This is a genomic window from Shewanella sp. ECSMB14102, assembly GCF_000813075.1.
GTDB lineage: Bacteria > Pseudomonadota > Gammaproteobacteria > Enterobacterales > Shewanellaceae > Shewanella > Shewanella indica.
Map to the genome: position 1 here is coordinate 19,785 of NZ_JWGX01000025.1, position 20,296 is coordinate 40,080.

Consider the following 20,296-nt stretch of genomic DNA (forward strand, 5'->3'; position numbering starts at 1 on the left):
CGCTGCAATCGTCCCATTAGGTTACATAACGGGGCCATGTACCCGTTAACGACTATTCGCCCCATGTACCCGTTAACGGGTACGCACCCCAAAATCCCAACGGGTACAGGCACCGTTAATGGGTACGGTTCAATGACCAAATTCGGTGCCCGTTACCTAACGGGGGCCGAAACATCCATCCCGAATTGGCCCTACTCTACTTGCCATAGTTCGGCACCCCAGCTTGGGGAGGCGCAGCCATGAGCAAAGCGAAGCGGAACAAGCACCATAACGGCAACCGAAAGCCTTTACCGAATTTGGTAACGGCATCACCGTACCTCACCAAAGCAGATACCCAACTCAGTACCGAACAGGCGACCTTGCTGACATGGCTGGCACAGGGCCGTTCGGTGGAGGTCTGCACCGAACTTTGCCCTGATTTAGGTAAGGTCGCCGAAATGCCGGATTATCCCGGCCACTTCAATAAGCGCAGCCTGTTTGCGCTCAAACGGGAAGGGCTGACACTGGAGCAGGATTGCTTCTTTGCCGGAATGCGTTGGGGCCGGGTCAGTCTAAGCCCCAAGGGGCAACAGCTTGCCGCCCTGTTTGCGAAAACTGCTTTGCCTAAAAGCAACTCGTTAATGGGGGCCGACCATGCCTGAAGTCCATCCCCACGATAGCGAATGGCTGAACAAACAGCTTTATGGTGTGCCCGAGGTATTCCGGCAGGAAATCATGGCCGACTATGCCGCCAAAGACTCTCGCCGGGAAGCAAACCTGCATGTACTGGGCGAGCGTAAAGTCATTGCCGCCGTTATGGGAAAGTCTGAGCGCTTCTATCACATCAACATTCAAGACAGAGATTGCATACAGGCAGCCAAGATCCACTCCCGCCATGTGCTAAGGCTTCTTGCCAACAATCCGCGCCTGAATTTGGCCACGCTTTATGCACTGATTGCTGGCTACATCCAAAGCCAAGGCATCACACCGCCACCGCTTGCCAAGCGGGTTTTGAAAGCCATCGCCTTGGGCCTTATTGCTGAGGATGACGCCATAAAGGTTAAAGGCGCAATCAATCGCGCCAAAGACGAGCAGTGGTGGCGCAGAAAGCTTAAAACCAAACACATCAGGGAAGGTGAAACCCTTTCACGGCGCTACAACCAGGTAAACCGTGCCAAGGGGATTTACATCAGCAACCTGGGCCTTGGCAAAATCCGTCACCGCTGGCAGGAAAACCAAAGCTTTTTGGAAAGCACCATAGCCACCAATGAGCTGGGTTACAGTGCCAGCCTTGCCGAACTCTCAAGCCTGAATGTGTCCAATCCCAGCATTCGCAGACAAGAACTGATGGTCAGAACCCGAGGCTTTGAAGAATGCAGCAAAGCCATGGGCCATCAGGCGCTGTTTATCACCCTCACCTGTCCGTCGAAGTATCATCGCAGCCTGTCCAAATCCGGCAGCAAAAATCCCAACTGGAACGGCGCAACCCCGCTCGATGGTCAGCAATACCTTCGCCGCACCTTTGAGCGTATTCGCGCCGCCCTTGGCAATCAGGGCGTTAGTATTTTTGGCTTTCGAGTCGCCGAACCCCACCATGACGGCACGCCCCATTGGCACCTGCTACTGTTTGTTGAACCCGAGCAATCCCAAGCCCTGCTAAAAATATTTCACCGTTACGCCTTTGAAGAAGACGGCAATGAGCCGGGCGCAGCCAAACACCGCCTTAAGGTGGAAAAGATAGACCCAAGCAAAGGCTCTGCAACTGGCTATATCGCCAAGTACATCTCCAAGAACATCGATGGTGAAGGCATAGACCAAGACCTGTATGGCAAGGATGCCAAAGACTCAGCCGTCCGGGTTCGCGCTTGGGCCTCGCTGTGGGGCATTCGCCAGTTTCAACAATTGGGCGGGGCCAGTGTCACCGTATGGCGGGAACTAAGACGCATGGAAGCCATTAAGGCCGCTGAGCTGAATTGGATTGAATCAATTCGCCAGAGCGCAGACCAAGGCGACTGGCAAAGCTACACCGAACAAATGGGCGGCGTATTCTGCAAACGGCAGGAGCAAGTGATCCGCCCCTTATATGAACAGGTGCAGGAAGCCAAGAAAAATCCGGAGGCACTTCCGGAAACCATTCCCGGAAATCCTGAACATTCCCGGAATAGCCCGGAAATAGCACCAGAAACACGCCTCGGAACCATCCCCGAAAGTTCAGAAACACTTGCTGGAATTGGAGCCGGGATTCCGGGTTCAGGCCCGGACGAGTTCCGGGGAATCGCGGAATTAAATGCGGGAACGACTCTGGACGTAATCCGGGATTTTCAGGAAATTCCGCCAATCAAAACCAACCGCTACGGTGATGAAGCCCTAACCCGCCTAAGAGGCATTGTCAGCTTTGGGGTGGAAATAATCACCCGAGTCCACCAATGGACGCTCTCGCAAGTAGGGAGCACAGACCGCTTTTCCTTGGAGTGCTGTCAATAAGTGTACGTGTACAAAAAATCAATAGCCAACAGACTTCAAATACCGGTCGGCTTCTGGGCCCAAATACCAGCGTATCGTTGAAAAGAAGGGTGAATTAAACAGTCCATTTTCATTCTTACTCATATAAGTTTGAGCAAGGTAATACGTAGCGTTCTCAATGCTATTTCCCGACTCCAACATTAATTCTATTTCCTCTCTTAATTTGTCAACAATAGCAGCTCTCAGCTTACACAACTCCTTAGAGTGCAAATTGAGCAGCGTAATAGAATTACTGATTTTTTCTCTAAGAGGTATAAGCTCATCAGCTTGATTGACATTGACCAACCCATCTTCATCAAATATGAATACTGATGGATAGCTAGGGATATCTGAAATGGGATTTAATAGAATACCAGTCCAATCTTGATTCCCCTTATCAATATCACAATGTACGTTCGGCGCTGTATACCTTACTGCTTTATCTACAACCGTTTCAACATTACCACCATGACAGCAACCGAATAAGTTATCCCAGTGAAGGGAGTAGTTTATTCCATCCCCAACTCTTGAAGCATCATCCCGTGGATTATCAGGGTAAAAATGCTCTACTCTAAAATCGTTATTTGCATTCTCATCGATTTTCAAATCAATTTCACAATAAACACACAACCCACCTTGCTCAGCAATTAAACAATCCCTTACGCTAGGATAACCATCTTTACCAGAGTTCTTGTAAAACCCTTTTTTCCAGTCGTCAGCTGGGTTATTCTCGCGATATTGACGAAGAATTTCCGGCTCAATGTCTTTCACAATCCTTTTCATTTTTTTTCACTTGCCCTGCGCTTTCTCAAAATAACATCCATTTTGAGCTTTTTGATGACGGGATCATGATTACCAGCCCAAAGTGTTAATGCCTTCTCAAGTTTAGAAAACTCTTCTGAATCAAAATTGTTTTGCTTGATGAGTTCTTTATATTTGGCAAGCTTTTTAACAATTTCCAGTTCTTCCGCTCTAGATTCAACACCAAAGATATCTTCTAAGGCAGCGTCCACTTCAGAGCCATATGAAAAACTAGGACGAGATAGTTTAATTTCACCTCTTTCACTTGTCAGAATGGTAATACAATTTTCTTGAACTGTTGTTACTACTTGCGGACTATGAGTAGTGACAATAAATTGGATATTCTTAAATATCTCCAACAGTTTTGGGATGACCATCTGCTGCCATCTAGGATGAAGGTGTACTTCAATCTCATCAATAAGAACAACACCTGAGCCGCAAAGAACACTTTCTACATCGTTTGCCATAGGGTTGAGCAAATACAATCTTCTAGCGATATCAGAGACTAAAGCAAACAATGATTTTTCACCATGAGATAATTCTGATGCGTTAACAGTCGCGCCATCCTTATCGAAAACAATGTTTACTGAATCGCTTGTAACAACAGTTCTTAAATTTTCAATACGAAAAAACTTTGAAACCACTTCTTTTATTAAATCAACCAACGTTACAGATGTATCTAGCTTCGTATTTAGTTTTTCAATTTCAAGCGTTAGACTATCTTCTTGCCCTTTCAATATTCCAACAATTCTTTCATCCAACAGGGCATATTCTGGCAAACTATTTTTGGTTTTTCTAACTTGCTCCAATTGAGCAGTGATTGATGATATCTTGCCAATAACCTCATCATTAAAATCACTTTTTTTACTTTTAGTTGAGACTAACCATTCCAGTAGTTTCTTATAATTCCCAAGCTCACCAAAACAATTATCATAAGCAGATAGCTTATTTGCTTTTTGTAGTGGCGATTCAAAATCAAATTTTGTACTTTCAGCATTAACATCGAAAGAGCGACTTGCTTGATAAAACACAAAAATAGGCAGCGACAAATCAGCGTAAGTTGAATTCAAATCTGCATAAATGCTACCTAGCTTTTTAAATTCCTCTAGGTAACTTCTGGCCTTTGAACTATCTTCAGCTTTGGATTTCGCTAATACCAATTCAAAATCAGAATGTACGCCAACATTTAACTTTGCTTGTACAAAAGCATCTTTAACACTTAACCCACTATTAATATCTTCTTTCTTTATCGGCCTTCCATTTGAACCTGACTTAATTGTATTAGTAATCCAGCCATAGGCAAGTGTCAAACATTCTAATACTGTTGTTTTTCCACTTCCATTCTTACCAATCAATAAATTTATTCTACTATCAAATTCAATAGCACCATCAATAGATTTTATACCTTTGTAACCATCAATATCCAACAAGGTAAAGTATGGCCTACAATTTAAAATATTTTCATGGATACTTGAAAAATATTCCTTGTAAAGAATTTCGTTTTTTTCAACAGAAAAGCGACCATCTCGATACCATTGGCTAGCCGTATACTGGTCACCTAGATGCCCCTTATCAGCGCCACTTTTAATATCCTCAAATGTTCTTTTTCTATGTGTATAAGTGCGCTCCACGGCTAGCCCCTCCATTGAGCATTTACTATATAATCAACAGCATCTTGACCAAACTTACACACGAGTCTCATGATGAAATCAGGTTCAACATGTTGGCTGAATGACAAGAGTCCCATCAAGGAGTTTAACTCCTCGACATCCAATTCATTTTTTGTCGATTTATAAACCAACGACTTGATAAATCGTTTCCTTTCTCGGCCGAGAGATATTCTTCCAGAGTTTGCTATTACCAACCCAGTCACATGCCTATTGTGAGCTTTCGAACTAAACGCGGTCTTTGCGTCATTCACTCGCAATTTATCACCATATATATAATCAAGAAAGTATTTAACTATATTGGGTACACTTTTAAGAATATCCGCTTCGTTAGTCGAAAAGAACAGATCGTCAGCGTATCTTGTATATGTAACATGCATAGAGTTACATACTAAAGAAATTAGATTGTCAAATTCGTATAGTACAAAATTTGATAACAATGGTGATGTCGGAGCTCCAACACTTAGCACTAATTTTCCATCTCGTTGTTTAGTCGGCGACCAAAAAACCAAGTTAGCAAACTGCATTAAGCCCACTTCTTCTATTTTTTTATTTCCTGAGCAAGCCTTCGCCAAAAGTTCAATATCAACACTATTAAAAAAATTAAGAAAATCCATTTTTAACAAATATTGATTTTTGGCATGCGCCATCGCATTACTTTTTATGCTTTTTCTTTTAACATAAGCATGTGCACATGAATGAATCGGTAACTCACTTTCAAGAATATCAACCAGCCCACGTTGAAAAGCTTTCAATTCTTTTGAAGGATGCGCGATAACCCTATTCCCACCACTTCTTTTAGGGATAGTGTATACTTTGTACATTTTAAAGCCCTGCACTTTGACATTCTGTAAAGCTGCAAGAGCAAGTGATTCTGCGGCCATTGGCAATTTTTGGCCTGACTCTCCAAAAATATGGGATGCTTTTTGTGAAAAGAACTCTTTCACTGGGTTAGATGCCAAAAGGCTTTTCTGTAGTTCTTCCATGGGAAACCTTGAGAAGACCCGCCCTCATAAGGAGGGCGGGTCAATGCTCTTTACTGGAGGAAGCGAAAGCAAGAAATTGCTACGTTGCCTAAATCGACTAAGATTTAGGCAACGTAGCAATTTCTTGCTTTCGCAACCTAAATCCCGTTCAATAAGTTTCAGTCTGGCTATACACCCGACTAGGCTGATTAGATTGATCATTGAACACCTTAAAAGCCCAAAACGCTAAAGAGCACTCTAAGCATAACAATCATATGTTTGCGGTTCAATGATTGGCCCTAACCTTTCGTACATCCTTTGTTTTTCTATTACAACATTGAACAGCTTCTCACTTACTGCAGAACTGTAACATCAAGATTTATTGACTATTCATCTCGCCAAACCGCATCTCTTAAGCAACTCTCGCCGCTCTTCCGGCGAGAGTTCACCTATCTCTCTAACCAGCCGCTCTACCCTGCTTTCTTCTGCCTTTACATTCCGACCCAGCAAGGCCGCTGTGGTGATCCTAAGTTCTCGCCGTACCTGCTCAATGTCCAAGTGGGCATAGGTGCTGGCGGTGATACTGATATCACTGTGTCCCAGCAGCTTACTGGTGGTTTGGATGTTGCCGCCGCGCATTACGCTCCAACTGGCTATGGTTCGCCTTAGGTCGTGAATGGTGACGCTCTCGCCCTTACCTTCGCCCCGTAAACCTGCCCTGTCAGTTATCCGATGCCAGAAGCTGCCCTGACTGGACTTTTCTGTCACATGGCCTGTAAGGCTGTTTTCTGAGGGAAACACAAACCGCTGCCCTGCAACGGCTTCTGCACTGCGCCGGGTGAGAATTTCCATGGCCTCTTTGGTCAGGGGCACGGCATGGGCCTTTTTGGCCTTCATCTTAGAGGTAGGGATAAGCCAAATGCCCCGGTCTTTGTCTATCTCACGCCACTCCATACTGAGCACACAGCTTTTGCGCTGCCCGGTGAGCAGCAACATCATCACTATGTCGCGGTACAGGGGCCGCTCGCTGTTTAGGCTTTCAAGCAGCCTGCGCACTTCATCCTGATTCAAAATCCGTTCACGCTTCACCTCTGTCAGTTTTCTGACTTTGATAAAGGGATTGTGTTCTTGTCCGGCATACATGGACTTGAGCAGGGTTAGGCATTTATTGCGAACCGCTGCCGAGCTTTTGGTAAGAATGCGCTTTAACAGGTTCTCAGCCCCGATTGGATCGATACTGCTGACTTCTATATGCCCTATGGGGGCTTGGAGGTGGTTTACCCATGTTGAGCGCGCATCTTGCAATGACTTGGGCCGCCGCTCGCCGGTTTTTATCTTAAGCAAGAATTCGGCTTCCCAGCCATCGAAGAGATCCTGTACCGACATGGTAAGCGCATCACGGCGGGCCATTTCTTCTTTGGCAAGCCGCTTGGCTTCGTTGGGGTTTTCCCCTTCGGCAAACTGCAAGGCAATCTGCTTGGCAAATTTGCGTGCTTTCTCAATGGTGACGTTTGGAAACTCGCCAATGGTGACAGAAGTGTCCTTCCCCAAGTGCTTGCGGCGGAAGCGGAAAAACTTCTTCCCGCTGGGCATAACCTCCAAAATAAGCCCGTTCACCGAGTCCCAATGGCCGGAATCGGCCAAACGATACCTCTTTGTGCCGCCTTTAAGCTGTTCAAAAGCACGTTTAGTGAAAGAAATTTCTGCGTCCATTTACACTTAGCTCCAAATCCTGTGCCGCCTATGTGCCGCCTTAGGGAGTAAATTAGACTAATTTTGGTTAAAGTCAATACAAGTCAAAATCACGTAACTCATTGTATTATATAATTTCGTTAATTTTGATTAAGGTCGGTAAAAGTGAAAAATCTCTCCTGTGGGGAGACCAGCATTTTCTTCTTGTGCCTGCTTGCATAAGTCTCAAGCTTTTTTAGAACCCATCCTCTGCCGATTCAGGCGCTTCAAATTAATGATTTTGTTCTCTGATAGTTTTCTCTTTTAAAAACATTGAGTTGGTGATGTAGCCATCGTTGTTTTAAAGCCCAAAGTAGCCAACCAACTTGGATTTAGCTTCCCGCTAAGCAATAACCCATCACCTGCGGTGCGGATGGGCAGGAAGCTCAAATGCCGTGAAGGACAGGACGTCCGAGAACGGTCCTTTTGGCACAGGCTCTCCTGTGACATGACGAGAGCTGCGCTGTAACATGCTTTCGAGCGCGAGTCATGGATGGTGAGCTGACCGTTAAACTGGGAAGTTGTTGTGACCCCATCCCTTATCTCCATGGATGGAGTGTATGCCGACATCTGTCTGGAACAAATTCGATAGTAGCCTCGACGAAAACATCTGACCTACAAGGAGGTAGGAAATGCCGAATTTGTCGGGAACAAAATTCGGCCCTGTTTTCGACGGTCACAGTTCCGCCTGAGCCTGGGAATTAGGTGTATACCTATGACCTTTCCCACAAATTTATCCGAAATAAATTTGAACAGCTTTAGCTGGCCCGTGGGGAGAGGTCAGAGAAAATTCTACTTATTGCTGCGGTTATTTTTCGGAGAGACTACCTCCCGCGGCAAAGCCCGAGATGTGGTCATCTCGGGCAAAGGGAACTAACGTACCCGATTGAGGAAATGAAGATGTTTCTCATATTGGTCAAGAATATCAGCAATCAGTTGATTGCGGTTGTAACCACAGATGTTGTATTGCTGAGCGCCTTCATTCAAATAGACTTCAATGTATAACTGCGATTTGGGACGAGATTGACTACGTTCGCCAATAAAGGACGGAATGCTCGCTTCTCGTGCCCAAGCACCATAGACAAAGTTACGTTCATCTCCGTGGTCAACCATCAATGAACACGCGTGTTCATGTGATGTGATGTGTGTGTTGATCCCGTTTTGTTTGAAGACGTCGGCTACTTCATGCATCACCGCCATAATGTCATGTTGTAAAAACTGTAGCACTTCTGTTTTCTCTGGGATCGTGATGAGCTGCTCTAGATGTTGCTGCCAGCCGATCTCCTGGATCCGCGCTAAAGTACTCGGTGTTGCTTGACTGAGGTGATGGGCACTATCAATTTTGACCATCTCTTGTCTGAGTGACTTCAGCAGTCCAAAGCCAACCAGAATTAATACGGGTGCAAAGGGCAGTGCAGAAGCTAACGAGGCCGCTTGTAAAGCAGAAAGGATATTCTGCCCCCCGGCTAAAATCAATGCCGCGGCCACTAAACCTTCAGAAACAGCCCAAAAGATCCGCTGTTTTGCGGGTGTCTCATCGCCATCTTTGGCAGTTAAGGTGTCAATGACCAGAGAGCCTGAATCGGAAGACGTCACAAAGAAAGTAAAAATCAACAGGGTAGCAACCACCGACGAGATGCTAGCGAGGGGTAAGGTATCTAAGAAGCGAAACAGCGAGGTGGGGGTGTTCGCAAACACTTGCTCAACCAACTGCGGCATGCGCTCTGTCATGATACCGTGCAGCGCCGTATTCCCAAAGACCGTCAGCCAAATAATCGTGACCCCGACAGGCACAAATAAGACACCCAAGACAAACTCTTTGATGGTCCGTCCGCGTGAAATTCTGGCCACGAACATGCCGACAAAGGGTGACCAAGCAATGAACCAGGCCCAATAGAACAGCGTCCATCCGCCTAAAAAAGAGTTGGTTTTGTCACTGTTGATGTAGGCATAGCTATTGAAAGTCATTTCGACCAGCGAGGAGATGTAGCTCCCGACATTCTGGGCCAGTGACTGGAAAATAAAGAGTGTGGGGCCCGTGATGGCCACGAAGATCAGTAACACGGCAGCAAGATTTAGGTTCCACTCCGATAAACGGCGGATCCCATTATCCAATCCGGTCACCACCGAGAGGGTTGCCATGACGGTTACAATCGCGATGAGAACCAATTGGGTGAACGTGCCAAAGGGGATCTCAAACAGATAGTTTAAGCCGGAATTGATCTGTAACACGCCCAGTCCAAGGGAGGTTGCGATCCCAAACATGGTTCCAAAGACCGCTAAAATATCAACGGCATACCCAATCGGGCCGTAAATTCGTTTGCCGATGATCGGGTAGAGTGCTGAGCTGATCCGCAGTGGCAAACCATGACGAAAACTAAAATAGCCCAACGCCAGGGCCACAATGGCGTAAACGCCCCAGGCATGGACACCCCAGTGGAAGAAGGTGTGGGTCATCGCCTGACGTGCAGCCTCAACGGTTTGCGGCTCACCCTCTGGTGGGTTTGCAAAGTGAAAGACGGGCTCGGCCACCCCATAGAATATTAATCCTATCCCCATCCCAGCGGAGAACAGCATCGCAAACCACGAGCGAGAGCTGTATTCGGGTTTGCTGTGGTCTGGTCCCAGTTTGATTTTCCCAAATCGGCTAAACGCGAGGATCAGTGTGACAATCAGGTAAAACCCCATTGAGAGGAGATAAAACCATCCAAATGTCTCAATGATCCATGATTGGAGCGAACCAAACCAACGGCCTGCGGTTTCAGGCATCGCGATGGTAAATAGGACGAACAGGACAATGAGTCCTGCGGATGGATAAAAAACAGGTGGGTTGATCCCCGCCATACGGGGTTTCGTGACTTCAGTTGGATTACTCATAATCAGATGGCTTTATTCACCTTATTGTGGGTGGATGGTCGCTTCGCAGCCTGATCTGCTCTTGTGCGCCGAGCTTGCATCGATGAGATGCTGAAAAGGTGGGCAAATATGGACGATGCAGCAAACGTGAACGTGAAAACCTAGTCACGATTGTGAGTGCTGGCGAAAACATGTGGTTCAGGGCGAAGGGCAGCTTGTTTCATATGGCTGGTATTGTGAAAGATGAGCCGATATTATGAAAACAATAATTTCCGATAGAGGTATTATGAAACGTGATAATAGAACCGTTGAAAAGTCGTCCTTTTGATTTGGTGCTGCTCAAAACCTTTGTGCAAGTGATCGATAGCCAAGGTTTTACTGCTGCTGCTGAAGCCTTGCATCTGGCACAGTCCACCATCAGTGCTCATGTGAAACGGCTCGAAAGTCAGGTTGGAACGCCTCTGCTAGAGAAAGGTCAGCGGATCCCGTTCCCGACCCCAGTGGGACGGAAGGTCTTACTGCACGCTAGGCGATTGCTCAGCCAAAATGCATTGGCATGGCAAGATATCGTTGAGCCGAGGATCGATGGGAGCGTGCGGCTGGGGATCCCCGATGATTATTTAGTCTATATGCCAACGGTCTTGTCGGAGTTTGAGCGTCGCTTTCCAGATGTAGAGCTACAGGTTTATTGTGGATTGAGTGTCGAGTTGCTCGATCAGATGCAGGCGAAAATGCTCGATTTAGCCATCACCACTCGACAACCTAAAAGTCCGGGTGGTGAAGTGCTCTGCCAAGAGCAGACCGTCTGGGTCGGTGCAGACCGACTTGAGATCCAAAAACGGCAACCTCTGCCGCTGGCGGTCTCGAAAGATGGGCTCTGTATTTTTCGTCAACGAGGGATCGATGCGCTCAAGAGTGCAGGTATTCCGTGGCGGATCGCCTATACGAGTGCCAGTCTGTCAGGGTTAACTGCTGCTGTCAGAGCGGGGCTTGCTGTGACGATCCTCACTCCTTCCATGGTGCCTTCAGGCTTGCAGATCCTGACATCTGAGCATGGAATGCCCACGCTACCCATGACGGAAATTGCACTCCATTTACAACCTGAAGCCGAAACCAATGAAGCCACACGCCGTCTTGCCAACGGGATCCGAAAATATATCCATAGGTCAGTGAGTTAAACTTACAGAGGCGTTGCTCCATCTATTGTAGTGGCATAGTTGAGAACCACTAGAGAACCAGAGGACATCCTAAACATTTTACGGACCACCTGGAAGCATACCTTGCGGTCTCAATCTCTTATAAATGACGATGAATTATTCGAAGTAGACTCTCTGAGACAAGTAATCTGCGTGCTTCATACAAGAACCACAGGACATCCTAAACATTGAACCACAGGACATCCTAAACATTTTACGGACCACCTGGAAGCATACCTTGCGGTCTCAATCTCTTATAAATGACGATGAATTATTCGAAGTAGACTCTCTGAGACAAGTAATCTGCGTGCTTCATACAAGAACCACAGGACATCCTAAACATTGAACCACAGGACATCCTAAACATTTTACGGACCACCTGGAAGCATACCTTGCGGTCTCAATCTCTTATAAATGACGATGAATTATTCGAAGTAGACTCTCTGAGACAAGTAATCTGCGTGCTTCATACAAGAACCACAGGACATCCTAAACATTGAACCACAGGACATCCTAAACATTTTACGGACCACCTGGAAGCATACCTTGCGGTCTCAATCTCTTATAAATGACGATGAATTATTGGAAGTAGACTCTCTAAGACGAGTAATCTGCGTGCTTCATACAAAAACTGCGGTTGCTAGGCATGCCTACGGCAGGCTTAAGCCTGTTTCTGCAAAATTTCCAACGGCTTAAAGTTAATGGGGATGTATTGCTTGGCTTTGTTGCTTACCCCGGCACCATTTACCGCCATATTTGGCCTTCATGGCACACATTGCATCCCATCGGCCACTCATGCCACTGTACTGACGGCGAAACTCCTTGGCGGAAGTTATCCAGGCATCATCGCTGATACCAAGCTCAAGCAGCAGTTTGGGCCTGGAACAGGCAATAAAGCCATGCTTGTCTTCCCGCATCGCCCGGCCTGTCCAATCAATCAGTTCCAGATAGTCGGCAAAATGAAACGGGATACCGCTTTGTTCGGCGGCAGTGGCTGCACCATCAAATTGCAGCAGCGGCTTAAGTGAAGCGTTGGCAGTTGCAGGCTCAGCAACTTCTTCTATGCGCTCCTGAATGGATGTATAATCAGAAGTTTGCAGCGAATCTGCAATACCTGCGCGAATGGGATTTAAATCCACGTACATCATGCAGGCCAGCAGCGCCTGTTCATCGAGCAGCGCCTGCGACTTAAAGCGTCCTTCCCAGAATACGCCCTTGCAACCATCTTCTCGATTGGCCTTGCGGGCGATATCTTCGTTTAAACAGCGCATAAACCAACTGATACTGCCAAGGCGTTCCTGCCAATCGCTAATCAGCGTATCCAACAGTATTCGCTCACCTTCTGAGAGACTATCGCCCTTGAGGAACTTTGCCGCCACAGGATTGCCGCTAAAGAGCAATGTCCAACGCTCGATGACTTCAAATGGTGACAACGATTGTTGCGCAGCAAGGTCGATTTTGAGCACCAAATGGTAGTGATTACTCATGACCGCATAAGCGCAAACGTCGATGCAGAATATTGACGACAACTGCCTGATTTTATCCACTATCCAGCCACGTCTATGCTCGTAACTGCGCCCCGACAGTGCATCTTCACCACACAAAAATGCCCTTCTCACGCAGCGATTAATCACGTGGTAAAAGGGCGTACTTTCAACATCTATCAACTGGCGACGGGCAGTGGTCATAACCAACCTCGACTGAGCTTTGATGGGTATTTCAAAGCCTAGTCGAGGCTGTGTGAAACATCAAAAAGATATGGCTGTCCTGTATTTGACTTGTGTGAAACATCAAAAAGATATGGCTGTCCTGTATTTGACTTATTTCAACATCTATCAACTGGCGACGGGCAGTGGTCATAACCAACCTCGACTGAGCTTTGATGGGTATTTCAAAGCCTAGTCGAGGCTGTGTGAAACATCAAAAAGATATGGCTGTCCTGTATTTGACTTGTGTGAAACATCAAAAAGATATGGCTGTCCTGTATTTGACTTATTTCAACATCTATCAACTGGCGACGGGCAGTGGTCATAACCAACCTCGACTGAGCTTTGATGGGTATTTCAAAGCCTAGTCGAGGCTGTGTGAAACATCAAAAAGATATGGCTGTCCTGTATTTGACTTGTGTGAAACATCAAAAAGATATGGCTGTCCTGTATTTGACTTATTTCAACATCTATCAACTGGCGACGGGCAGTGGTCATAACCAACCTCGACTGAGCTTTGATGGGTATTTCAAAGCCTAGTCGAGGCTGTGTGAAACATCAAAAAGATATGGCTGTCCTGTATTTGACTTGTGTGAAACATCAAAAAGATATGGCTGTCCTGTATTTGACTTATTTCAACATCTATCAACTGGCGACGGGCAGTGGTCATAACCAACCTCGACTGAGCTTTGATGGGTATTTCAAAGCCTAGTCAAGGCTGTGTGAAACATCAAAAAGATATGGCTGTCCTGTATTTTTGCTCATGACCGCATAAGCGCAAACGTCGATGCAGAATATTGACGACAACTGCCTGATTTTATCCACTATCCAGCCACGTCTATGCTCGTAACTGCGCCCCGACAGTGCATCTTCACCACACAAAAATGCCCTTCTCACGCAACGGTTAATCACGTGATAAAAGGGCGTACTTTCAGCATCTATCAACTGGCGACGGGCAGTGGTCATAACCAACCTCGACTGAGCTTTGATGGGTATTTCAAAGCCTAGTCGAGGCTGTGTGAAACATCAAAAAGATATGGCTGTCCTGTATTTGACTTGTGTGAAACATCAAAAAGATATGGCTGTCCTGTATTTGACTTATTTCAACATCTATCAACTGGCGACGGGCAGTGGTCATAACCAACCTCGACTGAGCTTTGATGGGTATTTCAAAGCCTAGTCGAGGCTGTGTGAAACATCAAAAAGATATGGCTGTCCTGTATTTGTGGAGTTAATTTCCCAGAAGCTAAGGCATCTCCTTCGTTAATGCCCAAGCCCTTCAGACTAAATAACTGTTCCAAATAGTAGATCACAGGAAGGGAACTCAGTCCTGTTTGAGCGTTCAGATCTATCGCCAAACAAACCCACCACTCGTCCAAGGACTGATAATGGCCATCTTAGCACCACTTTGCCGCGCTGAGTGTTAGCGCATGCAAAAACTGATTCAAAAAACCAATGATAAGCGCTTTGCCAGGCGTCTGATGGCGATGTTGATGTTGCATCAGGGGCTGTCAGCTTCTGAGGAGCAAAATGGGGACACCCATAATTCTTGGCAGGTTTCACTGATCCGGTCCTAGAAGCTGCCCTGACTGGATTTTTCGGTCACACCGCCTGTAAGGCTGTTATCCGCATAAACATCATTCCAGTATTACTGGCCTATATCTATCCCATTGATTGTACGGGGCCTTCAACTCTTGTAAAATCCGTCAGCAGGCTTGAGTGCGGGCCACTTTTGTGGTCACTGGAAGGAAAATCGGTAAATGGAATTAGTCAGCTCTTCGCATTGCGCGGCATCTTATGCTGCGCCTCCATCTGTAATTTTCGATGCCATATTCGGTGCACTTTTCGATGCACTTTACCGAGCATCTTGCAATCCATCTCGTTCTACATTTTCCGGCGCACTATCGACAGCGAATCTAGCCAAATCCAGGGCTTGTGTCCCCCTAAGCCCAAGTTCATCAGAACGATAAAACTACGGCGTTAAGCATCTGCAGTGGCCAACAGGCTAATAACCATACCCTACAATAAGTTGTTTATATTATGTCCCAATTTATAGAATCCCTCCCCGACTACTTTAATGCTGTTAAAAACAGTGACGGCTTTCCTGAAAAGTTCATCAACGACCTTTTCCTGATTGGTAAATGCAGCGCCGATACCGACTGCGTGAAAGAGATCCGCCAACTGCTGAAACAGCATGCGAGCCAGGATATTCAAAATGCCTTCAAGTGCCGCAAGAAACTGATTAAAGGCGAGAAAGAGCCTGATATGAGAGATGTCTTCTGTGTCCTTTGCGAATATGCCAGCCTGTCGGCCGAGCTGGATGTCGATTACCTCTATGCCAGGCTTGGACATACCATCATAGATATTCGAGCCGGTCAGCCGCTGGAGGCACTCTGCGAGCGCCCCGAGCTGTTGGCGCGTTTCCCCTCGGTGACTTTTCTGGCCATCGAAGAAGTGCCCTTTTGTGGACAACAGTTGCCTGAAAGTATCGGTAGTCTGCCACTGCTTGAAAAGCTCAACATTGAAGGCGATTACAAGACACTACCCAAGAGCATTGAAAAGCTTAAGAAACTGCAAGAGTTTAAAATTGACTCTGTGCCGCTGGAAAGTCTAGATCTTGATTTTCGCCAACTGACAAACCTTAGCAGCCTAACCTGGTACGATACCCCTATCTGCGGCGCCGAGCTGTTTGATTTACCGGCCGGATTGACCAAGATTGATTTGGGGTTAGTCCCGGATTTACAACGCCTTGGTACTAATCTGGATAAGCTGCCACAGCTGCAACACTTAAAAATCTCATGCTGTCCCCAACTTGCATCTATTGATGAGCAACTGACCTTAGCCAACCTCAATAAGCTGACACTATGGAAAAACCCGTTATTGAGTTCAATCCATGCCAATACGGTGCTTGGCAATCAAAAAACATCTTTCACTAATGGCATAGATATCCGCTTTGCCCCAAAGGTATATGAAGATATAACCCGGCTTAAAATCCAAGAAAAGAAACTGCTGGCATTGGTCTGTGAGCATGCTGCATGTTTTCCTCATCTCAAAGAGTTGCACCTGGGTTATACCAGAGACTTAACCGGCATTCGCTTCCCTTTTGGGGCGTTTTCGCAACTGGAGAGCATCTGGGGGGCAGATTTCGGCGACGACGGCTTCTGGGATGAACTGCCTCTATGTCAATGCCTTAAAAACCTTAGTTTTAATTCGACCAACTCGGAAACCATCCCCGAGTCGTTTAAAAAGATAGCGGCGCTGGACAGCCTCAGCATAATAAACGGCCAAAAACTCACCATAGATGCGTCATTGTTGCCGCGAAACATCAAAAAGTTGGAAATCGACCGTTGTCATCGCCTTATTGCCCCAACCGAGAGACTAACCCTGGATGAACTCATTCTAAGCCATTGCCCGGTGGACAATGAACGGCAGCTGTTCAGCAATATTTCTACAGCTGTGATGAAATACTACCCTGACGATGACACGCCGGACACGGGGGAAGAGCTGTCTCAATACCTGCCTCAGCCAGAGCGACTCACCTCCTTCACCACTAGACTGACGACAGCTAAAATCGCCGATCTATTAATGCATTGCCCCAATCTAGTGTCGCTCAATATTGACCCGGCCCAAGTTGAGACTGAGCTTGAGGATGGATGCGCAAACCCAAGGGAGACTTTACCTGGTTTGAATTGCCCCGCCGTTACCCAGTTGACCTCGCTGGAGCTGCACAATACAGACGTCGTTACCCTTGGCCCATTGTTAACGAGTAGCCCCAAGCTTGAAACAGTTGAACTCAACAAATTCAACGATTTCCCTGCCAATGTTTCGCTGCCACGGCTGAAAACCCTGTTGATTTCACGCAGTGATCTTAAAACCCTGGCCTCACTCGATGCGCCGGCATTGGAAACCTTGAAACTGGTCCTGTGTTATGAGTTTGGTCTGGAAGCCACCAAGGCCTTGGTGAAATATACCCGCTTGCATCACCTTAAACTGATGGGAATGCACAAGAGCCTGGATCATTTCCCCATAGAGCTTAAGGCACTACCGTTAAAACGGCTTTCTCTGAGAGGCGGCGATATCAAGGTTATCCCTGATTTTATCGGTGAGTTTACTGAGTTGGATACCTTATCTCTGGAGGATTTTGTCACTGAGTCTCTACCCGAGTCCATGTTGGCGCTTGAGAAGCTGGAACGCTTGAGTATCGATTGCTGCAAATTCCTTAAACCCATCCCTCCCAGCTTCAGAAAGCTCAAGCTGAAAGTCCTTTGTTACACCATAAGCAAATTCGGTGGTTTCAACATGAACCCCAAGCTGTATCAAAACTTGCTGACCCCGAATTACACCGAGCAGACCAAGTATCTCGACGATTAAGCCGAGCAATTGCAAAAGCGTGTCTGAATCTCTCTTTGGTTAAGCCAGACAAAGAGTGATTCGGCGCACTCATGCCGACTCAGGTCGTAATCTCCCGTACTCAAAACGATAGAGATGATCGGCCAATCTGGCTGTTTGATGTTCACAGTGAGAAACCATCACCAGGGTACAATGGCCGGCGAGGCGTTTTATCAAGGCTTCAATTTGTGCAGTAGCTTCGGGATCGAGTGAAGATGTAGGCTCATCGAGTAATAAGATATCCGGCTCAAAAATCAGGGTGCGGGCCAGGCAAAGGCGCTGCTGTTGCCCGCCAGATAAGGTTGAGGCCGGTGCCGACAGGCGATCTTTGACCTCATTCCACAACGCCGCCTGCTCAAAAGCTTGCTGCATCTGTTTCAGCGCGGCCTCCCCCTGCAGGTTACCGACCACTTTCAAGGGAAGTAATAGGTTTTGCGCCACACTGCCGGGAAGCAGTTGCGGATGTTGAAACACCATACCGACTTTACGGCGCAAATAGGGTAACTCTGTGGTTTTCAGTTGATTGACCGAAAGCGGCTTATCTGCCACGCAAAGCGTTATCTCACCCCGGGTGCGACTATGTTGATATTCGTCATTGAGGCGATTGAGCGCCCGTAACAGGGTGGTTTTCCCCGAGCCTGACGGCCCGCTGAGCACATTGATCCGCCGCCGATGGATCTGCATGTTGATGTTTTCGAGTGCCGCTTGTTGACCAAAATACACACTGAGGTTAGACACAGTGCCCGCGACATCCGCAGCCTTTGATAACGCCATACTAATGATTCCTTCCGGGAAAACGTGTCACCCAGTTGGCCATGGAAAATACCGTGGCAGTTAAACACAGGAGTGTCAGCGCGGCACCAAACGCCATCTGCAATTCGGCCTCGCTCTGATACTGGGCACTGTAATAAAAAATCGTAAAAGGCAGGGCTTCAAACCGTTCAAAGATCCCGCCAGGTAACCCCGCATTGGCAACGGCGCCGGTCAGCATGATCACCGCGGTATCTTCTGCGGCCCGGCCAATGGCCAACATGATGCCGCCGCGGATCCCGCGCTCGGCCTGGGGCAACAATACAAAGCGCAAAGCTTGCCACTGTGTCATGCCGAGTGAGAGTGCGGTTAAACTCAAAGACACAGGCAGCGCCTGCAGCGCCGTGCGGGTAGAAACGGCCAGATAGGGAATGATCAACATCGCCAGGCAAAATGCCGACAGTGCCAAACAAGTGTTGGCAGAAGGCAGCAAGGTGTTGCGCAGTAACAGAATAAGGGTAAAGCCAAATAAGCCCATCAATATCGAGGGAACGCCGGCCAGGATATCGACCGCCAGCTCCAATAGCACCTTTGCCTTGGATGTTTTCGCCGTTGCCAGCCAAATTCCGGTTGCCAGTCCGGGCAGCAAGGCGATCATCAAAGCACTGGCAACTACCGCCAGGGTTCCGACACAGGCAGGCCAAATACCATCCCAGATAGGCGCCTGTCCCAAGAAACCTTTTAAGGGTTCAGTATCACCAAAATAGAGCGACAGGCTGAGCGTGGGAACGCCTCGATATAGAATAAATCCCAGCAGTGACAAGAGACACAGCAACAGCATGGCGCTGCAGAATAAGCACCAATAATGGAAACACTTGGCTTTCAAGACCCAGAACCCTCGGTGGTGGCCTTGGCAGACGAAGTCATATAGCGGATCAACAGAGTCACCAGCACACTGATAGTGAGCAGCAACAAACCGGCGGCAAACAGTGAGTTGTACATGGCGCTATCATTTTCCGTGGCCAGCACCAAGCCAATATGCGCCGTCAGGGTGCGAACCGAATCAAATACACTGTCCGGAAGCTGCGGCGCATTGCCGGCCAGCATCAAAGGCAGCAAGGTATCGCCTATGGCCCTGCCAAAACCGAGTAAGGCGGCGCTGGCCATGGCGCGGCGGGCATTGGGTAATACCAGATGATACAGGGTTTGGAGATCGCTGAACCCCAGAGAAGCAGACACCATTCTGAGTTCTTTGGCCAAAGGGCGACATTGACTGTCCAACATCATCACCATCACAGGCAAGATCAACAGCACTATCACCAGAGTGGCACTGATGAGGCTGAACCCCGAACCGGTTCGAAAGGTTTCCCGGATCAGCGGCACCAGCAAAAACACAGCGGCCAACCCATACACCACAGTCGGGATCCCGGCCATCAAGCGGATCAGCGCCCGGATAAAACGCGCAGGCCTTCGATAGCGAGGTAATAAACAAAACCCTGTGATGCCAAGGGCGATAGGAAATGCCAACAGTAAGGCCAGCAGTCCCAACAAACCGGAGCCGGCAATCATGGCAACTATGCCAAATTGCCCCTGCTCCGGTTGCCAGTGTAACGACAACACGCTGGTTTGCGGGTTGAAAAACACCGGCAATGCAAACCACATCAGAAACCCAAACAGCAGCACTATCAGCAATAATACTGATGCGGCCAGAAGTTGCAGTATCCGCTCAGCGGAGATCTGTGTGGTCATGAGTC

The 20,296-nt window shown here is 47.5% G+C and carries 13 protein-coding genes and 1 pseudogene; 4 read left to right on the plus strand and 10 right to left on the minus strand.

Annotated features, from left to right (window positions below):
* Positions 1-239 precede the first annotated feature (239 nt).
* Both RC73_RS19865 and RC73_RS19870 read left to right on the plus strand, forming a co-directional pair.
* A complete protein-coding gene (locus tag RC73_RS19865; RefSeq protein ID WP_052248109.1) occupies positions 240-641 on the plus strand; it encodes a hypothetical protein in 402 nt (133 codons plus the stop codon).
* Positions 634-2,463, plus strand: a complete 1,830-nt coding sequence (locus tag RC73_RS19870; protein WP_052248110.1) for a replication endonuclease — start codon at positions 634-636, stop codon at positions 2,461-2,463. Before RC73_RS19865 ends, RC73_RS19870 begins: the two co-directional genes overlap by 8 nt.
* Before the next feature lie 18 nt (positions 2,464-2,481).
* On the opposite strand, the gene RC73_RS09205 is transcribed toward RC73_RS19870, so the two are convergent.
* The 5 genes from RC73_RS09205 to RC73_RS09225 all read right to left on the minus strand — a co-directional run bounded on the left by RC73_RS09205 (position 2,482) and on the right by RC73_RS09225 (position 10,522).
* A complete protein-coding gene (locus RC73_RS09205; RefSeq protein ID WP_160289569.1) occupies positions 2,482-3,252 on the minus strand; it encodes a retron system putative HNH endonuclease in 771 nt (256 codons plus the stop codon).
* Positions 3,253-3,260: 8 nt separating this feature from the next.
* A complete protein-coding gene (locus RC73_RS09210; protein WP_160289570.1) occupies positions 3,261-4,913 on the minus strand; it encodes an AAA family ATPase in 1,653 nt (550 codons plus the stop codon).
* Positions 4,914-4,915: 2 nt separating this feature from the next.
* Positions 4,916-5,935, minus strand: a complete 1,020-nt coding sequence (locus RC73_RS09215) for a retron St85 family RNA-directed DNA polymerase (protein WP_052248111.1) — start codon at positions 5,933-5,935, stop codon at positions 4,916-4,918.
* Between the two features lie 369 nt (positions 5,936-6,304).
* Positions 6,305-7,627, minus strand: coding sequence for a tyrosine-type recombinase/integrase (locus RC73_RS09220; protein WP_039034374.1), 1,323 nt, complete (start codon positions 7,625-7,627; stop codon positions 6,305-6,307).
* Positions 7,628-8,518: 891 nt separating this feature from the next.
* The gene (locus RC73_RS09225) at positions 8,519-10,522 is read right to left on the minus strand and encodes a BCCT family transporter (protein WP_039034375.1); all 2,004 of its coding nucleotides are present in this window, start codon (positions 10,520-10,522) and stop codon (positions 8,519-8,521) included.
* A gap of 272 nt (positions 10,523-10,794) precedes the next feature.
* Between RC73_RS09225 and RC73_RS09230 the strand changes: the two genes are divergently transcribed.
* On the plus strand, positions 10,795-11,679 hold the full coding sequence (locus RC73_RS09230) for a LysR substrate-binding domain-containing protein (protein ID WP_200887992.1): 885 nt from the start codon (positions 10,795-10,797) through the stop codon (positions 11,677-11,679).
* Positions 11,680-12,395: 716 nt separating this feature from the next.
* Here the strand turns inward: RC73_RS09230 and RC73_RS09235 are convergent.
* Positions 12,396-13,385: a hypothetical protein gene (locus RC73_RS09235; RefSeq protein WP_039034376.1), complete on the minus strand. Its 990-nt coding sequence runs from the start codon at positions 13,383-13,385 to the stop codon at positions 12,396-12,398.
* Between the two features lie 771 nt (positions 13,386-14,156).
* Positions 14,157-14,369: pseudogene (locus RC73_RS20080) on the minus strand (alpha-amylase family glycosyl hydrolase); the annotation flags it as partial.
* A gap of 1,074 nt (positions 14,370-15,443) precedes the next feature.
* On the opposite strand from RC73_RS20080, the gene RC73_RS09240 reads away from it, so the two are divergent.
* The gene (locus RC73_RS09240) at positions 15,444-17,774 is read left to right on the plus strand and encodes a leucine-rich repeat domain-containing protein (RefSeq protein WP_039034377.1); all 2,331 of its coding nucleotides are present in this window, start codon (positions 15,444-15,446) and stop codon (positions 17,772-17,774) included.
* Positions 17,775-17,843: 69 nt separating this feature from the next.
* Here the strand turns inward: RC73_RS09240 and RC73_RS09245 are convergent, their stop codons facing one another.
* The 3 genes from RC73_RS09245 to RC73_RS09255 are packed head-to-tail and all read right to left on the minus strand — an operon-like array spanning position 17,844 to position 20,291.
* A complete protein-coding gene (locus tag RC73_RS09245; RefSeq protein ID WP_039034378.1) occupies positions 17,844-18,566 on the minus strand; it encodes a phosphate ABC transporter ATP-binding protein in 723 nt (240 codons plus the stop codon).
* Between the two features lies 1 nt (position 18,567).
* A complete protein-coding gene (locus tag RC73_RS09250; RefSeq protein WP_039034379.1) occupies positions 18,568-19,428 on the minus strand; it encodes a PstA family ABC transporter permease in 861 nt (286 codons plus the stop codon).
* Complete coding sequence (locus RC73_RS09255; protein WP_039034380.1) at positions 19,425-20,291, minus strand: PstC family ABC transporter permease; 867 nt, start codon at positions 20,289-20,291, stop codon at positions 19,425-19,427. Before RC73_RS09255 ends, RC73_RS09250 begins: the two co-directional genes overlap by 4 nt.
* Positions 20,292-20,296 lie beyond the last annotated feature (5 nt).

Excerpts from the sequence above, each read along its gene's own strand:
- RC73_RS09215 (WP_052248111.1), bottom strand. The coding sequence starts at position 5,935 with ATGGAAGAACTACAGAAAAGCCTTTTGGCATCTAACCCAGTGAAAGAG.
- RC73_RS19865 (WP_052248109.1), top strand. The coding sequence starts at position 240 with ATGAGCAAAGCGAAGCGGAACAAGCACCATAACGGCAACCGAAAGCCT.
- RC73_RS19870 (WP_052248110.1), top strand. The coding sequence starts at position 634 with ATGCCTGAAGTCCATCCCCACGATAGCGAATGGCTGAACAAACAGCTT.
- RC73_RS09240 (WP_039034377.1), top strand. The coding sequence starts at position 15,444 with ATGTCCCAATTTATAGAATCCCTCCCCGACTACTTTAATGCTGTTAAA.
- RC73_RS09255 (WP_039034380.1), bottom strand. The coding sequence starts at position 20,291 with ATGACCACACAGATCTCCGCTGAGCGGATACTGCAACTTCTGGCCGCA.
- RC73_RS09225 (WP_039034375.1), bottom strand. The coding sequence starts at position 10,522 with ATGAGTAATCCAACTGAAGTCACGAAACCCCGTATGGCGGGGATCAAC.
- RC73_RS09220 (WP_039034374.1), bottom strand. The coding sequence starts at position 7,627 with ATGGACGCAGAAATTTCTTTCACTAAACGTGCTTTTGAACAGCTTAAA.
- RC73_RS09245 (WP_039034378.1), bottom strand. The coding sequence starts at position 18,566 with ATGGCGTTATCAAAGGCTGCGGATGTCGCGGGCACTGTGTCTAACCTC.
- RC73_RS09235 (WP_039034376.1), bottom strand. The coding sequence starts at position 13,385 with ATGACCACTGCCCGTCGCCAGTTGATAGATGTTGAAAGTACGCCCTTT.